At 44.1% G+C, this 15,574-nt stretch carries 16 protein-coding genes and 1 riboswitch; of the genes, 4 read left to right on the top strand and 12 right to left on the bottom strand.

Annotation, left to right across the window (positions count from 1 at the left end; translation table 11 throughout):
- The 3 genes from KKA81_03615 to KKA81_03605 all read right to left on the bottom strand — a co-directional run.
- On the bottom strand, window positions 1-227 hold a 227-nt coding region (locus tag KKA81_03615), incomplete at its 3' end, for a flotillin-like FloA family protein (GenBank protein ID MBU2649999.1).
- A gap of 1 nt (window position 228) precedes the next feature.
- Window positions 229-699: a hypothetical protein gene (locus KKA81_03610; GenBank protein ID MBU2649998.1), complete on the bottom strand. Its 471-nt coding sequence runs from the start codon at window positions 697-699 to the stop codon at window positions 229-231.
- Between the two features lie 10 nt (window positions 700-709).
- Window positions 710-982, bottom strand: a complete 273-nt coding sequence (locus KKA81_03605; GenBank protein MBU2649997.1) for an ATP-dependent Clp protease adaptor ClpS — start codon at window positions 980-982, stop codon at window positions 710-712.
- A 113-nt stretch (window positions 983-1,095) separates the two neighbouring features.
- Here KKA81_03605 and KKA81_03600 point away from each other — a divergent pair, with 113 nt between their 5' ends.
- The gene (locus KKA81_03600; GenBank protein ID MBU2649996.1) at window positions 1,096-1,728 is read left to right on the top strand and encodes a CoA pyrophosphatase; all 633 of its coding nucleotides are present in this window, start codon (window positions 1,096-1,098) and stop codon (window positions 1,726-1,728) included.
- On the opposite strand, the gene KKA81_03595 is transcribed toward KKA81_03600, so the two are convergent.
- The 4 genes from KKA81_03595 to pruA all read right to left on the bottom strand — a co-directional run bounded on the left by KKA81_03595 (window position 1,729) and on the right by pruA (window position 7,462).
- The gene (locus tag KKA81_03595) at window positions 1,729-2,142 is read right to left on the bottom strand and encodes an OsmC family protein (GenBank protein MBU2649995.1); all 414 of its coding nucleotides are present in this window, start codon (window positions 2,140-2,142) and stop codon (window positions 1,729-1,731) included.
- A gap of 49 nt (window positions 2,143-2,191) precedes the next feature.
- Window positions 2,192-3,271, bottom strand: coding sequence for a YncE family protein (locus KKA81_03590; protein ID MBU2649994.1), 1,080 nt, complete (start codon window positions 3,269-3,271; stop codon window positions 2,192-2,194).
- A 10-nt stretch (window positions 3,272-3,281) separates the two neighbouring features.
- Window positions 3,282-5,198: a TonB-dependent receptor gene (locus KKA81_03585; GenBank protein ID MBU2649993.1), complete on the bottom strand. Its 1,917-nt coding sequence runs from the start codon at window positions 5,196-5,198 to the stop codon at window positions 3,282-3,284.
- A gap of 90 nt (window positions 5,199-5,288) precedes the next feature.
- A riboswitch (cobalamin riboswitch) is annotated at window positions 5,289-5,498 on the bottom strand.
- 320 nt (window positions 5,499-5,818) lie between these two features.
- On the bottom strand, window positions 5,819-7,462 hold the full coding sequence (pruA, locus tag KKA81_03580; protein ID MBU2649992.1) for an L-glutamate gamma-semialdehyde dehydrogenase: 1,644 nt from the start codon (window positions 7,460-7,462) through the stop codon (window positions 5,819-5,821).
- A 176-nt stretch (window positions 7,463-7,638) separates the two neighbouring features.
- Here pruA and KKA81_03575 point away from each other — a divergent pair, with 176 nt between their 5' ends.
- Both KKA81_03575 and KKA81_03570 read left to right on the top strand, forming a co-directional pair.
- Complete coding sequence (locus KKA81_03575; GenBank protein MBU2649991.1) at window positions 7,639-9,816, top strand: KamA family protein; 2,178 nt, start codon at window positions 7,639-7,641, stop codon at window positions 9,814-9,816.
- 39 nt (window positions 9,817-9,855) lie between these two features.
- Window positions 9,856-10,983 (top strand): beta-lactamase family protein, encoded by a 1,128-nt coding sequence (locus tag KKA81_03570; GenBank protein MBU2649990.1) that lies wholly within the window; start codon window positions 9,856-9,858, stop codon window positions 10,981-10,983.
- A gap of 13 nt (window positions 10,984-10,996) precedes the next feature.
- Here KKA81_03570 and KKA81_03565 read toward each other — a convergent pair whose 3' ends face one another.
- From KKA81_03565 to rpmG, 5 genes are all read right to left on the bottom strand, one after another.
- Window positions 10,997-11,773 carry a toxin-antitoxin system YwqK family antitoxin gene (locus KKA81_03565; GenBank protein MBU2649989.1) on the bottom strand — a complete coding sequence of 259 codons (777 nt, stop codon included), beginning with the start codon at window positions 11,771-11,773 and terminating at the stop codon, window positions 10,997-10,999.
- Between the two features lie 56 nt (window positions 11,774-11,829).
- Window positions 11,830-13,131 (bottom strand): 30S ribosomal protein S12 methylthiotransferase RimO, encoded by a 1,302-nt coding sequence (rimO, locus tag KKA81_03560; GenBank protein MBU2649988.1) that lies wholly within the window; start codon window positions 13,129-13,131, stop codon window positions 11,830-11,832.
- A gap of 14 nt (window positions 13,132-13,145) precedes the next feature.
- The gene (ftsY, locus tag KKA81_03555) at window positions 13,146-14,099 is read right to left on the bottom strand and encodes a signal recognition particle-docking protein FtsY (protein ID MBU2649987.1); all 954 of its coding nucleotides are present in this window, start codon (window positions 14,097-14,099) and stop codon (window positions 13,146-13,148) included.
- A gap of 68 nt (window positions 14,100-14,167) precedes the next feature.
- Entirely contained in the window at window positions 14,168-14,320 is a 153-nt protein-coding gene (locus KKA81_03550; protein MBU2649986.1) for a DUF4295 domain-containing protein, read from the bottom strand.
- 8 nt (window positions 14,321-14,328) lie between these two features.
- The gene (rpmG, locus tag KKA81_03545; protein ID MBU2649985.1) at window positions 14,329-14,517 is read right to left on the bottom strand and encodes a 50S ribosomal protein L33; all 189 of its coding nucleotides are present in this window, start codon (window positions 14,515-14,517) and stop codon (window positions 14,329-14,331) included.
- A 113-nt stretch (window positions 14,518-14,630) separates the two neighbouring features.
- Here rpmG and xerD point away from each other — a divergent pair, with 113 nt between their 5' ends.
- Window positions 14,631-15,530: a site-specific tyrosine recombinase XerD gene (gene xerD, locus KKA81_03540; GenBank protein ID MBU2649984.1), complete on the top strand. Its 900-nt coding sequence runs from the start codon at window positions 14,631-14,633 to the stop codon at window positions 15,528-15,530.
- Window positions 15,531-15,574 lie beyond the last annotated feature (44 nt).

Genomic DNA, 15,574 nt, shown 5'->3' with positions numbered 1-15,574 from the left:
TCACGATCAAGCTTAATACCTGCTTTGGTGGCAGCAATCAAGCTGTTCACGATAACATTCGGTGGCACCTTTCTCCACCGCATGAAAACCAATTGCAATAATGATATTCTAACATCAGAGATCAGTGCCTTGAACCAAAGTCCAACAGGAATGAAGTAAAAAATAAGCCAAATGGCAAATAATGATCCAAAACCTATGGCAATAATGATAATAACCTGTGAGTTCATTTTATTCAGATTTGCGTTTAACGTATATTTTGTTCCAGTCTATTTTTTCAACAATAATTTCCGTGCCTTGTTCAAGATATTCACCGGTAGTACTGACTTCATAAAAATCACCGTTAATGAATGCCTTACCCATTGGTGCCAGGCGTGAGGTGGTCTTGCCTTCATCACCCGGATGTATCTTCATTTCATCTATAACATTAACCCGGCTGTCTATTTCGCGCTTGAGAGATATCCTCTTCCATGTTTTGGATCGTAGAGAAAGGAAAAGAGTAACAAAACTCAGGATGAAAGTTCCTGCCAGGGTTAAATGACCTGCTGTTGATCCATAAACATGATAAGCCTGCCATATACCCACTCCCATAAGAGCAAAGCCTAAAATACCGGCAATACCTGTACCGGGTATGACCAAAATCTCCAGGACCAGAAATGCAAGTCCAATAAATATTAGTATTCTGATGATTAGCCAGACCATAGTACGGGTATTAATTAATCTCCACTGTTAGTTTGCGGTTGATCATTTCATTACGCAAAGGGGTGAGCTCTTCTGCTGTTCCCTTTTTAACACCGCATTTTCCTTTAAGATGGGCAATCCATGCACATTGCTCAGCCTGTACATGATCATGATTGCAAACTTCTATCAGGCTTTCAATTACGTAATCAAAGGTATTAAAGTCGTCATTAAAAAGGATCAGATCCTTCAAATCTTCAGTGACCTCTTTTTCCTGGTTTATCGATTTGGTCTTTTCTTTAACCATTTTATTTTACAAACTGTTAAGCAGGGTAAAAATACAATAAATTTCCATGCTAACACAAGGCCTTTACCTCCAGGTTCATTTTTTTTCGATAATTTTGCCGTGCATTACAGAATATGAGCAGTTTCGAAGATTTTACCCAAAATATATATAACAACCTGCAAAAGCCTCTACCTGGGTTGATGGCTCATTTACAAATGGCTCCGGCCGAACGTGCTGAAATGATGAAATACCCCGATTCCGGGAAAGATGCCAGGGAGGCTGCCGTGATGATATTATTCCATCCCGTGAATGATCAGCCTCATTTGATTTTTATAGTAAGGCAGTCGTACGATGGGGTTCACAGCGGCCAGATATCATTTCCCGGTGGTAAGAGGGAGCCCGAAGATCCGGATTTGATTCAGACAGCCATCCGGGAAACTGCGGAAGAAATTGGCATTAATTCCAAAATAATCAGGGTACTCGGAACCACTTCCCCCCTCTTTATCCCTCCGAGCAACTTCATGGTAACCCCCGTAGTCGGATATTGCCCTACAATTGATAATTTCACACCACAGGAGAGTGAGGTAAAAGAGGTTCTCACCATACCTTTTACCCATTTCACCGACGGTCGGTATAAAAAAGTACACACGGTAAATGCGTCATACAAAAGAAATATGATGGTTCCATGTTACAGGATTCAGGAACACATTATATGGGGAGCAACAGCAATGATGCTAAATGAACTCGTGGAAATTATCAAAAACTGATCATTCTACTATGATCTCATGAGTCAGTTCAGCTCCTTTGGAAAGTAAGGCACTTACTCCACAATACCTATCCTGGGATAACGATATGGCCTTTTCCAGCTTATCCAAAGGAAGATCCTTACCCCTGAAGACATACCTGAGATGGATCTTATCATAGTATTTCGGATGTTCTTCGGTAAGATTGCCTTCAACTTCCACGTTGAAATACTCCGGTTCAATACGCATTTTCTTCAGGATGGAAATCACATCCATCCCGGTGCAACCAGCTAAAGAAACAAGGGTTAATGGCTTAGGCCTTGGTCCCAAATTCTGACCGCCAACAGCTTCCTCAGCATCAAGCATGATCTTGAATCCTCCTGTGTTTGCTTCAAATGCCATGCCTTCCTTCCAGGTACAATCAATTTTTGTCTTCATATTCAGTTTTTTTATCAAACAACCAAGTTAGTGAATTGTTTACGATATATTATTCCGTATAACAAAAACCACCCGGTACTATGCCTGCAGACACCTCCCTGATCTTTCTGCCCTTGCGGTCAAAGACAAGAACGCTGCCTTCCTGCTGAAAATCAACTGCATCGGAAACATATATCCATGAATGTACAGGATCGGTAAATAAGGAATAAAAGAATCGGCCTTCCGCCGAAATAAACGGTGAAGAAGAGAGTACCGTATCCTCAATGCCTGTGACATATACTTCCGGATTCAAAAAGATCAGCGAATCACCTCCGGCAAATGCTTTCAAAGAGGTAGGACTGCTCTCCAGAAGCGGGAATTCAATCTTCCTTTCTATTTCCAGATCCTGAGGATCAATTCGATAAAGAGCCGGTATCTCCTCATTCATAAATCCACCGCTGCACAAAACCCAGAGCTTTCCATTTTTGTCAACGACCATGCTGTTGGGTTCTTTCGTAACTGTTATTTCACCAGCCAATTGATCCGTCATGGGATCAATCACCTGTACGGTGTTATTTTCTGCCTGTACATAAAAATTAGACCAGTTGGCTGCAAATACCTTATTGTCTGCAAATACCAAAGCCTCTGCTGATTTGCCCAGGTCAACAAAACCCGAAACTTTTAGTCCGTCAAGATCGATAACATGCAAACCACCATTTTGAAGATCAGAAACATAAGCCTTGCTATCGTTGACTTTCAAAATCTGCCTGGGCGAAGTCATTCCGGTTATCGTCCCCGAGGATATAAAGTTGTATTTGTTAACCACTTCAATTTTGGAAGAATTATTGACTACAATATAAGCACTGCTGCCCCATATACCCATGAACGTAGGAACATCTCCCAAAGGACGCTGGTTCATAGTGTAGAAAATGTCTTTAAACAGTGTATTTCTTTCTTCATTGAAAAAAAACACAGAACCATTTCCCTGGAGGAAATTCCCTTCATTTACAATGAAAACACCCTGACCGTAAATGTACTTGTCCTGTGTTTGTATAACCTCTCCCGGATCATTGTCCTTTTGGCAGGCCCAAAAAGCTGTAGATAATCCTGCTGTAAAAAGTAAACTGCGTAAAATTTTTCCGCTTTTCATAAGTATTGTTTTAATGGGTTGATTGTTTTTGTCCGTATTCCAGGATGAGGGAAATGTAAAAATTCCTCCCCGGCATGGGTTGTCTGACCACCGATTGATAAGACACATCCGCAAGGTTATTAACCCTGAGCTCCATCTTTATCCTGAAATTTTTAAAACTCATTGATTTGTTAATATACACATCCTGAAGGATATACGAGGGAAGATATCTCGAATTATCTGCCACAGTATACCTTATCCCGGTGAATTGCAGGTGATATCCCGCTTCGGCTCCAAAAGCCGAAAGATAAGCCCTGCCGTTTGCTTTGTGTTTAGGGATATATATAAGTTGCATGCCCTCAAGTGGGTCATTTTCGCCTTCCCGTGTACTGATAGTATATGAATAATTACTTTCAATACCAGCTCCTATATTCTTGTTAGTGAATGAAATAATTAATCGAGACTCCAGTCCCCGAGCAAGGTTTTGTGCGACATTTTCAGGAGCCCAAATCCCCGCTTGCGAGGGTGTCCATTGGATCATATTTTGAATACTGTTTATAAATCCTGTGAAACCGGCATTAACCATAATGTTGTCCTGCCCCCCGTATGTCCAGTCCAGTCCCAAATCCGATGTTATCCCTTTCTCAGGCAAAAGGTCAGGATTCCCTTTGGCATACCCATCAAACTGCCAGTAAAGGTCGTTAAGAGAAGGAAGTCGATAATTTCTCGCCAGGCTGCCCTTGAGCACCAATCCGCTTTTTTCCCATGGGTTGATTTTCAATTCCATGCCAGGCATCAGTGGTGAAAAGCTCTTTCCTGCATATTCTCCGCGCAGCATCAATTCAACCTCCAACCCCCTGGCCAGGATAAGTTCCAGTGTTGCCAGCATGGATGAAATCATGCGTGACTTTGTATTTCCCAGACTTTCGGAAACGGCCGTCTGATATGTGTTGTCCCAGTTTACCCTTAAACCCGCAAAAGATGCAAGCGAAGTGATTAAACCCGCACCTACAATTCTCGAATCGGAAATGTTCCGTGTATGCAGATTGCTCTCATCATTATCATAGTGCATATCGTCATGCACCCATCCGGCTTTTACATCCCATTTTCTGCCCTTTTGGATATATTGCCAGGATAGCATGCCGCGCATAGCAAAATCATCCTGATGTTCTTTGTTCCCATGAAATTCCTGGACAGTGGTTGGCGGAATATTATGTCTGGACTTTTGCAACCAGAGTATTCCTTTAAAATAATGATGATTATCTGTTCTGAAATAAAGCTCCTGCTGACCTCCATAACGTCCATAGTCTGCGTTTTCCCTTCTTTCAGCAGGATTACCGGCTTTATCTGTATTCACGTAGGGGAAGTCCATCCTGGATTGCTGGTAAAACAATCTGCTGACCGAGTGTACACGTGAGTTTCCTGCTGCTAAACGGAAGTATCCTCCTGATGTATGGAAACTACCTGCATCCTGAATATATTTAACATTTAGCCTGTCATCCCATGAAGCATTGTTTTCCAGGATGATATTTCCTCCGAAGCTGCCACTACCGTATATGAGCGACGGACTTCCCGGAAGCATGCTGATATTATCAGAAAAAAGGGCAGGTATATTCGAAAAGTCGGACTGGCCTAAAGAAGGAAGGTTTAATGGAATGCCATTCCATACCAACTGTGTGTGTGAAGCTGTTGTGCCCCGGAACGACAGTGTAGACGGACTGCCCTCTCCATAGGATTTTACTGCAATACCGGTATAGGCATCCAACAGGGTAGCCAATCCCGAAATTGCCCGGTCTTCATAAATATTCCCGGGGATTACCTTCTTATCCTCTGCTTCGGCCAGGATGGATATTTCTTTCAGTCTCACCGTATCCGCTATATTTTGCCCGATAGCAGAATATCCGGATAACAGTAAAAGAGCCAAAAATGTAAAAAGACCTTTGTCCATTTTCAGGTTATAATCACATATATGATAACCCAAAACTAACCGGAACCAAACTGGAATAATTATCCAATGCCTTTTTCCCGAAAGCTTTGATAGTATCTGATATCCGATGGCAGGTCTTCTGACTTATCCCGGTTTCCGGCGGCCTTCCCATTCCCCGAGGGAACAGTGGCAGGTGTTGACGGAAACCTTGCCTTTGGGCAGGGAATCACAGCAGCGGGAACTGTCCGGGATTTTCACCCGGTTCCCTATTATGCGCTGAAAATGAATTATTTCAGCCGCACCATCACGATCACAAATATAGAAAATTATTGCGTCGAAGAAAATGATTTATAAAAAAAATACTACATTTACAATCCGATTTGTTGAACCAGGTTTTCATGAGCCTTTGAAAAGAGAAATTGAGATGAGTTTATTCAGAAGCATATTGTTTGTCTTGGCTACAGGAGTCATTATCTTGATCGTAAGCTCTTCCTGCGGAAGGGGAAGTATCTACAACACACACTCAAGGGTTTCATACAACAGAGGTGCGCATGTCAAAGCCTATAAGGGAAATCCAAACAGGAATTCATTTACTCATTCCGCTTCAATCCGTAAAAAATACGTTTTGAAAAAGTAGCTTATTAATCCTCGTCAGTCCCATTACCCAGGAAAGGGTAGCGATAATCTTCCGGCGGATTAAAGTTTTCCTTGATCGCCCGGGGAGAAACCCATCGCAGCAGATTCAGATACGAGCCTGATTTATCATTGGTACCGCTTGCTCTTGCGCCGCCGAAGGGTTGTTGCCCTACCACGGCTCCTGTCGGCTTGTCGTTGATATAAAAGTTACCGGCTGCATTAACCAGCTTTTTCAAAGCTTGGTTAATAATATAGCGATCGGTTGCAAAGATGGAGCCGGTAAGGGCGTATGGAGATGTTTTATCAACCATTTCGAGGGTTTCATCGAATTTTTCATCATCATACACGTAAATGGTAAGTACCGGCCCGAAAATTTCTTCCTGCATGGTAACATACATTGGGTCCTGCACCAAAAGAACGGTAGGTTCGATAAAATATCCCTCCGATTTGTCATGATTGCCGCCCGCGACGATTTCTACTCCCTCATCTTTCTTCGCCTGTTCAATATATCCGGTAATTTTATCAAAGGCTGCCTCATCGATCACAGCATTAATAAAATTGGAGAAATCCTCCACGCTTCCCATTTTGAATGATTTCAGGTCGGCAATGATACCATTTTTCACGGCAGGCCACATACTGGCGGGGATATAAGCCCGTGAGGCTGCCGAGCATTTCTGGCCCTGGTACTCAAAAGCTCCACGGGTCAATGCTGTTACCACCTGCTTAGGGTTAGCCGAGTGGTGAACCATTACAAAGTCCTTCCCTCCTGTCTCACCAACAATCTTGGGATAGGTATTATGCAACATAACATTCTCCCCAATGGCTTTCCATATCTTCTTAAATACTTCGGTCGAACCGGTAAAATGTACACCCACAAAGTCAGGATGGCGCGACATGATCTTACCTCCTATGGGTCCCGGGACAAAGATCATATTGATAACCCCGTCGGGAAGACCGGCTTCACGGAATATGTCCATGATCACCTTGGCTGAATACACCTGAGTATTGGAAGGTTTCCAAACAACCACATTTCCCATCAATGCCGGCGCCGATGGCAGATTACCGGCGATAGACGTAAAATTGAACGGAGTAAGAGCATACACGAACCCTTCCAGGGGTCTTTGCTCTACCCTGTTCCATGTACCCTTGCCGGATACGGGTTGATCACGGTATATTTGCACCATGAATTCCACATTGTACCGAAGAAAATCAGCCATCTCACAAGCTGCATCTATTTCAGCCTGGTAGACATTCTTCGATTGTCCCAGCATGCTAGCGGCATTGATTTTTGCCCGGTAGGGTCCTGAGATAAGGTCGGCTGCTTTCAGAAATATTGAGGCACGCTGATCCCAGGGCAACTCCTGCCATTGCTGACGGGCTTGCAATGCCGCCCCAATGGCCATGTTCACATGCTCTTCTCCTCCCATATAATAATATCCCAGGATGTGACGTATCTCATGGGGAGGACGAACAGGTAGCTTTTCATCCGTCCTTACTTCACGTCCACCAATAATCATCGGAATATCTGTCATTACCGATTTCATATCCTTAAGAACCCTCTTTAACTCAGCCCTTTCCGGACTTCCTGGGGCATAATTAAGTACCGGCTCATTGTAAGCTTTTGGTACTTCATACATTCCTTTTGACATTTTTTTTGTATCTTTGTATTTACAGGGTCATTTTCTTCAGGAAAAGTTTTTCCCGTCGTTTCTCTCAATTGTTTCGTCGCCGGAATATCCCGGTTTCCTGTTTTGCAAAACCCTGATGAATAACACTTCAAATCAAAAAAAGTTTTATGTTTCTTGGCATACCAACTATAACGGATATGGATTTTGATTTCTTTACACTGAGTGATAAGCGGACATTGTTCCGGAAACTGATGGAGGAGAATCCCGACCTCAAATCCATTCTTAAAGAATCCGGGAATACGGATACGTTACATACTCGCATCCGCGAAATGGCAATTCCTGTGTTAGAAGGCAATCCCAAGGCATTATCATATTACAGAATGGAGACACACGGCAGGGAAGCTTGCGAAAAGCTTGCATGGAGAGATTTTGCCGCCATACGCATCCTGGATTATGTTGACCATAGCGGTATAGAAATAGAAGACCTTAACCTCCATGGTGAAACCGTAAAGTCGGAGCCTTTCCGTTGGCTTTGGGAAGCCTTCCATGGAAAAACCACAAACATTAACTCCGATTTCCTGAGGGATATGATATATCTCTTTCGTCAGTTGAAAGGCATTGCCCTCAGGGAATTACCCAGCCGGGAAACCGTGATCGGATGGATGAAACGCCACCCTTCCGGGCTGGATGAAGAGATCATTGCCCTGAGAAAACAAAACAAGGATCGCATCATCCGGAAGTTCATCGAACTGATGGACAGAGGGGAGAAAACCGATCCTAAGTATTTCTTTGAAGAAGGAATGAGTTTTCAGGAAAAATACAACAGGATGGTGGAATGGTGGGATGAAAGGCTGTTTCACCTGAGATTTGCCATCCGGTCTCCTGAACGTCTGAATGCAATGCTTGACGGAACGCTTTCAAAGGAAACCATGATCATCCTTGAGGAAGCGCGGCAGGCCGGCATTCCCACCTTTGTCAATCCTTATTATCTTTCATTGCTTCACGTAAATCCGCCGGAACATCTTAAAGGCACAGATGAAGCAATAAGGGAGTATGTGCTTTATTCCAGGAAATTAGTTGATGAGTTTGGGCACATTGTAGCCTGGGAAAAGGAAGATGAGGTAGAAGACGGGAAACCCAATGTTGCAGGATGGCTTCTTCCCCGCGGAAACAACATTCATCGCCGCTATCCTGAGGTCTCCATACTCATACCGGATACCATGGGGCGGGCTTGCGGGGGATTGTGTGCTTCCTGCCAGAGAATGTTTGATTTCCAGAGTGGTAACCTGAACTTCAATCTCAACAAACTCCTTCCCGGAGAAAAGTGGCCTCAAAAGCTCGAAAGGCTTATGAAATATTTTGAGGAAGACGCCCAGCTTCGTGATATTCTTATAACCGGCGGCGATGCATTGATGAGTTCCAATAAATCACTGCAAGCCATTTTGGATTCTGTTTACCGGATGGCCGTCCGGAAAAAGGAAGCAAACCGTTCCAGGAAAAACGGTGAAAAACATGCTGAAATACAAAGGGTCAGGCTTGGAACGCGTTTGCCTGTTTACCTGCCGCAAAGGATCACCGATGACCTGGCCTCTATCCTGGCAGAATTCAAGAATAATGCCCGAAAAATCGGGATACGGCAGTTTGTGATACAGACTCACTTCGAGACCGCCCTGGAGATAACTCCCGAATCGAAAAAAGGAATTGAAAGACTCTTATCTGCCGGATGGATAGTGACCAACCAACAGGTTTTCACTGCCGGAGCTTCCCGCAGGGGACATACAGCCAAGCTCCGTAAAGTACTGAACGATACCGGTGTTCTGCCCTATTACACATTCACTGTAAAAGGCTACCGGGAAAACAGCTTTAACTTCGCTACCAACGAAAGGGCTTTGCAGGAACAAAACGAAGAGAAAACAGCCGGGCTGGTACCCCGTGAATATTACGATGAAATACGACATTTCCCCGATGACCCGGAGAATATGATCAATCACATCCACAACCTGAGAGAAAAAACCGGTCTGCCATTCCTGGCAACCGACCGCAATGTACTAAACCTGCCTGGTGTTGGCAAAAGCCTGACATACCGGACAATAGGGATCACTCCCCATGGCCGGAGAATACTCGAATTCGATCATGATCATACAAGAAAACATAGCCCCATCATTGAAAAAATGGGGAAAGTGGTCATAGTGGAAACAAAATCGGTTTCTGCTTATCTGCGCCAACTTGAGTCCTTTGGTGAGAATATTAAGGAATATATTCATGTTTATGGCTATTCTGCCGGGGAAACCGAACCTGTGATACCAATCTATAAATATCCGGGTTATGAGTTTGAAGTCACGGAAAAATTCACCAATCTGGATTGCAGCAATTGATTTTTCTTTAACTTTCGCAGGATGTAATCCTTGTTTGTTATGAAAATAGTCCGCCCAGGAATACTATGCGCCCTTATCTCCTTTATGCTTACGTCCTGTCATGTTGGAAGATACTTTCACTGGAATTTAGCTGACGTAAATGATTACAGGAGGTTTCCTGCTGACAGTGTTAAAAAGGGACCACAAACGTTTTCCTTCAACATTGCCCCCGGAAATATTTCTCTTACGCTCGCCAAAGATTATAATAAGAAAGGGAAACTCACATCTTTCGAGGATTTCCTGAAGCACGAAAAAACCACGGCATTCCTGATAATACGGAACGACAGTATCATTTACGAAAAATATTTCTACGGAAATAATGAAAACAGCGTTCTGCCATCGTTTTCAGTGGCCAAATCATTTGTTTCCGCTTTGGCCGGTATAGCCGTAGCCGAAGGGTACATAAAAAGTGTCGACGACCCGGTAACAGACTATGTCAAAGGATTCAAACATGAAGGTTTCGACAAGGTCACGCTTCGTCACCTGCTCGACATGCGCTCGGGAGTCCGTTTCAATGAAGGTTATGTGAATCCTTTTGGCCATATGGCCAAGTTTTACTATGGCACCCATCTCGACAAGTACACACTGAAGCTGAAAATCAGGGAAGCGCCGGGATTACATTATGATTATATCAGCGGGAACACCCAGATCCTGGCTATGGCCCTGGAAAACAGTACAGGAAAGACATTGCCGGTATACCTTCAGGAAAAGATATGGATCCCTCTGGGTATGGAAAAGGATGCATCCTGGAATTATGATTCCCGCAAACACCACAGAACCAAATCTTTTTGTTGTATCAACGCCACCGCGAGGGATTTCGCAAAATTTGGCCGTCTATACCTGAAAAAAGGCAACTGGCAAGGAAAACAACTTATCCCTGAATCCTGGATGAAGCAGAATTTCACGATCACCCACGACTCCAGGGATTCTCAGGGCTATCCCTACGAAATGCACTGGAGAGTAAAAACCGATGGAAGCATATTTGCAAAAGGCATCCTGGGACAATACATTTACGTAGATCCTGAAAAAGACTTGTTAATATTGCGTTTTGGAAAAAAAGCCGGGAAAACCAATTGGCCGGCCCTTTTTGAAACGATTGCCAGGGAAGTAAGCCGGGAAAAACAATAAAATTCACCAGGAGCTACTTGCCTTCCTCCCCCTTTTTGTACTTTTTCTCTTCCCTTAATGTGCCGTCGTCATTGTACTCTGACCATTTTCCATGTTTCAGACCGTCCTTGTATTCCCCAGTGAGCTTCAATTTGCCGTTTTCATGGTACTCGCGATACAAACCAACCGGAACATTGTTTTCATAATTTTCCACTGTACGCAGGCTGTCATTTTCATAATAGGTCTTTTGTATACCCGAGAAAACACCTTCCTTATAATTGAACTCGGCTACTTTTTTGCCTTTCATATCGTACCAGATGGTTATGCTGTCGCGCTGGTCATTACGGTAATAAGCCTCTTCCTGTACGACCCCATTCTCATAAAAGAGTTCCGTTTTCCCTTCTTTCAGTCCGTTTCTGTATGAGATGCGGTTTTCGGGAGTGCTGCCGTAACGATACTCTGTGGCAGTCCCATGCAATTTCCCATCCTTGTAATAACTCTCGGAACGCAAATATCCCCGCTGTTCAATTTGCACACTGATTCCGTCAAGTTGCCCGTTCCGGTAATTTTCTATCTTCGAAATCATTCCTTTGGGGTGATATACCGTCCATAATCCTTCTTTGATCCCCTTATTATATCTTCCTTTCGATTCTATAGCCCTGTCTTTCTCAATCCACATCCCCTGCTTGATACCTGCGGCATCGGTATAGTTAACGGTGTCTCCGATCTCATTGATCACGTAGGATTGTCCCGAAACCAGTCCGAAAGCCGGAACCAGGGCGCAAACAAGCAATAAGCGTAATGTCTTCATAATTATTCCTTTCATTTATGGGTTCAAAAGTACTATCTTATGATCAAATATTCAACTCAGGAAACAATCCCTGCGTATAACTCATAGGGTCCGCTATCTTCTGCCCTTGCCTTGACAAATGACCCAATCCATGATTCATCCCAGGGCTTTCGAATCAGCACTTCATTATCAACCTCGGGAGAATCAAATTCGGTTCTGCCCACGAGATACTCCCCTTCCCGGCGATCAATAAGTACCCTGATATCTTTACCGGTCATTTGCCGGTTCAAGTCCTCCGATATCTTTTCCTGGATACCCATAATAATATCCATTCTTTCCTGCTTAATCCCGGCAGGAACATCATCCATCAATTTCGCAGCTTCGGTATTTTCTTCCTGAGAATATGTGAACACTCCCAGCCTGTTAAAGCGGGTTTCCTCCACAAAGCGGACAAGTTCGCGGAACATTGCCTCAGACTCCCCGGGATAGCCAACCATCAATGAGGTACGGAGGGCAATGCCCGGCACTTCTGATCGGATCTTATCAATCAGTTCAAGGGTTTCTTTCTTATTTATCCCACGCCTCATCGACTTCAGGATGGGATCACTGATATGCTGGAAGGGAATATCGAGATATCGGCAGATATTGCTGTTTTCTCTTATCAAAGGGAGTATATCTTCCGGAAAACGCGAGGGATAAGCATAATGGAGCCTGATCCAGATGTCATCCCGGCTTTTTGCCATCTTCTCAAGCAGGGAGGCAAGCCGGCTTTCACGATACAGATCATAACCGTAATAACTCAGATCCTGCGAGATAAGCAGGATTTCCTTAACGCCGGAACCGGTAAGGAAAGCAAACTCATTTAAAATATCGTCTTCTTTCCTTGATTTATGCTTTCCCCTGATCATTGGGATAGCGCAAAAAGAACAATGGCGATCGCATCCCTCAGCTATTTTAAGATATGCATAATGGCCGGTAGTGACAAAGCGGGAAGGTATGACCTGATCATGACAGGAAGATCCCAGGAAAGTCAGAATATCCGACTGCTGCTCGACACCAAACATCCCATCCGCTTCCGGAATCTCGGTTTTTAGTTCTTTGGGGTAGCGTTGAGATAAGCAACCCATAACCAAAAGTTTTTTTATTCTGCCCTGGCTCTTAAGTGCAGCATATTCCAGGATGGTATCTATGGATTCTTCCCGGGCATCATGGATGAAACCACAGGTATTAATGATCACGATATCGGTATCCTCCGGGTCGTCAGCTTTAACATCAAAGCCTCCCTTGGTGAGTCTCGCCATAAGATTTTCCGAATCGACCAGGTTTTTCGAGCAACCCAGAGTAACAACATTTACCGATAATGGCTTTTTATTACGGATCACAGTATTTTATGTCATTCATTGAACAGGGAATCAACAAATTCCGCACGGTTAAAGACCTGCAGGTCTTCCATTTTTTCTCCTATTCCGATATACTTGACAGGGATTTTAAACTGATCGGATATCCCGATTACTACGCCACCTTTGGCAGTTCCATCGAGTTTGGTGAGCGCAAGGGCATTGACTTCGGTGGCAGCCGTAAATTGGCGGGCCTGCTCTATGGCATTCTGTCCGGTGGAAGCATCCAGGATCAGTAATACTTCCTGGGGAGCCTCGGGGATAACCTTTTGCATGACCCTGCGTATCTTGCTGAGCTCATTCATGAGGTTGATCTTATTGTGCAACCTTCCGGCAGTATCAATGATCACCACATCGGCTTTGTTCGCTTTAGCCGTAACCAGGGTATCATATGCCACTGAAGCAGGATCGGCGCCCATTGGCTGTGTAACGATTGGTACACCTACTCTTTCCGACCATATCTTTAACTGGTCGACAGCAGCAGCCCGGAATGTATCTGCTGCCCCCAATAAAACACTCTTCCCTGCCTTTTTAAATTGATAAGCCAGTTTCCCTATGGTAGTGGTCTTTCCAACCCCGTTAACCCCAACAACCATTATCACATAAGGGTTATCCAACTGAGGAAGGGAAAAATCGCGGTAATCTTCGGTGTTATTTTCCTGGAGCAGTTCAACGATCTCTTCCTTAAGGATCATATTCAGTTCAGCAGTACCCAGATATTTATCACGGGATACCCTCTCCTCTATCCTTTCGATAATCCGGATGGTGGTTTGAACGCCAACATCCGAACTGATGAGTACCTCTTCCAGGTTATCCAATACTTCATCGTCAACCCGGGATTTACCCATGATGGCCTTCGACAGCTTGGAAAAAACGCTCTTCTTGGTCTTGTCGAGCCCCTGGTCAAGCTTCTCCTTCCTGTCTTTCGAAAATATTGAAAACACTCCCATACCTTAAATAATAAAAAAAGCTTCTTCCCCGCCAGGAAAAAGCTTTTGTAAACTCTTTTCCGTAAACTTTAATTCTTTGCCAAAAAGTCTTTTACCTGATCGTTGGGAATAATATCCTCTTTAAAAACGTAAGCACCAGACTTAGGTGATCTGACCATGCGAATAACCTTGGCAATGTCTTTTCCTGCAGCTTGCAGTGTAGCAACAACTTTCTTTGCCATATCTTAAATTATTTGATTTCTTTATGAACTGTCATCTTCTTCAGGATGGGGTTGAATTTTTTCAGCTCCAGCCTGTCGGGAGTATTCCTTTTATTTTTTGTTGTTATATACCGGGATGTGCCGGGAAGGCCGGATGCCTTATGCTCAGTACATTCCAGGATAACCTGTCCTCTCTGGTCTTTCTGTTTCTTTGCCATGGATTTGATCCTCCTTTAAAATTCGGAGCGCAAAATTACATCTATAAATTGAATTATCCTAATGGGCTTGGAATTTTTTTATCAAGTATTGTAATTTGCTTTAATTTTGAAGTATGACATGGGAGGTATTCATTCGTGGTTTCAAAAGTTATCTCAGGCTGGAAAAGGGATTATCCGATAATTCCATCCAGGCTTACCTGAATGATGTTAAAAAATTATCAGATTTTGTTAAAGCCGAAGAAGGGGGAATGGCTCCGGCCAAGCTCAATCATGAGGTAATTTCCCGTTTTCTGGCCAGCCCTGATATTACCGGTCTGAATGCCCGTTCTCAAACACGGGTAATTAGCGGGTTAAGAGCATTTTACCGTTACCTTGAGCTCGAAAAGCAGATAGTTACAAATCCCATGGAAAGGATTGAATCGCCAAGGACAGGCCGTAAACTTCCCGATATCCTTTCGCTGGAAGAGATCAACAGCCTGATCGCATTCATTGATCTCAGCAGGCCGGAAGGCCACCGGAACAAGGCCATGCTGGAAACACTCTACGGGTGTGGACTCCGGGTTTCGGAACTGATCAACCTGCGCATCACCGAACTGCATTTCCGCGAAGGGTATATAAAAATTACAGGGAAGGGAAACAAAGAAAGACTGGTTCCCATTGGCAATGCGGCCGAGAAAAATATTATTGACTACCTGCAGGGCCACCGGGTCACTCTTAAAATCGCCAGGGGCCATGAAGATTTCGTGTTTTTAAACCGTCACGGACGTAAACTGACCCGGGTCATGGTCTTCCTGATAATCCGGAACCTGGCCTCCGTGGCCGGTATCCATAAAAAAATCGGACCCCACACCTTCCGTCACTCCTTTGCCACCCATATGGTGGAAAGAGGAGCCGACCTGCGCGCAGTGCAGGAAATGCTCGGGCATGAATCCATAACAACAACGGAAATCTATACTCACCTAGACCGTACCTACCTCAGAGAAACAATTATGAGGTTTCATCCAAGATCGTGAAAGAAAGTCACAAGTTGCAAGCTGCAAGCTGCAAGTTACAAGTT

This window comes from Bacteroidota bacterium (genome assembly GCA_018831055.1).
Taxonomy (GTDB): Bacteria; Bacteroidota; Bacteroidia; order Bacteroidales; family B18-G4; genus M55B132.
The sequence above is the reverse complement of the archived record's forward strand: the minus strand, read 5'-3'. Positions and strand labels throughout refer to the sequence as shown.

Coding starts and splice junctions, on each gene's coding strand:
- KKA81_03575 (MBU2649991.1), top strand. CDS start 7,639: ATGGATTTTGATTTCTTTACACTGAGTGATAAGCGGACATTGTTCCGG.
- KKA81_03585 (MBU2649993.1), bottom strand. CDS start 5,198: ATGGACAAAGGTCTTTTTACATTTTTGGCTCTTTTACTGTTATCCGGA.
- KKA81_03565 (MBU2649989.1), bottom strand. CDS start 11,773: ATGAAGACATTACGCTTATTGCTTGTTTGCGCCCTGGTTCCGGCTTTC.
- KKA81_03550 (MBU2649986.1), bottom strand. CDS start 14,320: ATGGCAAAGAAAGTTGTTGCTACACTGCAAGCTGCAGGAAAAGACATT.
- xerD (MBU2649984.1), top strand. CDS start 14,631: ATGACATGGGAGGTATTCATTCGTGGTTTCAAAAGTTATCTCAGGCTG.
- KKA81_03605 (MBU2649997.1), bottom strand. CDS start 982: ATGGTTAAAGAAAAGACCAAATCGATAAACCAGGAAAAAGAGGTCACT.
- rpmG (MBU2649985.1), bottom strand. CDS start 14,517: ATGGCAAAGAAACAGAAAGACCAGAGAGGACAGGTTATCCTGGAATGT.
- KKA81_03600 (MBU2649996.1), top strand. CDS start 1,096: ATGAGCAGTTTCGAAGATTTTACCCAAAATATATATAACAACCTGCAA.
- KKA81_03570 (MBU2649990.1), top strand. CDS start 9,856: ATGAAAATAGTCCGCCCAGGAATACTATGCGCCCTTATCTCCTTTATG.
- KKA81_03610 (MBU2649998.1), bottom strand. CDS start 699: ATGGTCTGGCTAATCATCAGAATACTAATATTTATTGGACTTGCATTT.
- KKA81_03595 (MBU2649995.1), bottom strand. CDS start 2,142: ATGAAGACAAAAATTGATTGTACCTGGAAGGAAGGCATGGCATTTGAA.
- KKA81_03590 (MBU2649994.1), bottom strand. CDS start 3,271: ATGAAAAGCGGAAAAATTTTACGCAGTTTACTTTTTACAGCAGGATTA.
- ftsY (MBU2649987.1), bottom strand. CDS start 14,099: ATGGGAGTGTTTTCAATATTTTCGAAAGACAGGAAGGAGAAGCTTGAC.
- pruA (MBU2649992.1), bottom strand. CDS start 7,462: ATGTCAAAAGGAATGTATGAAGTACCAAAAGCTTACAATGAGCCGGTA.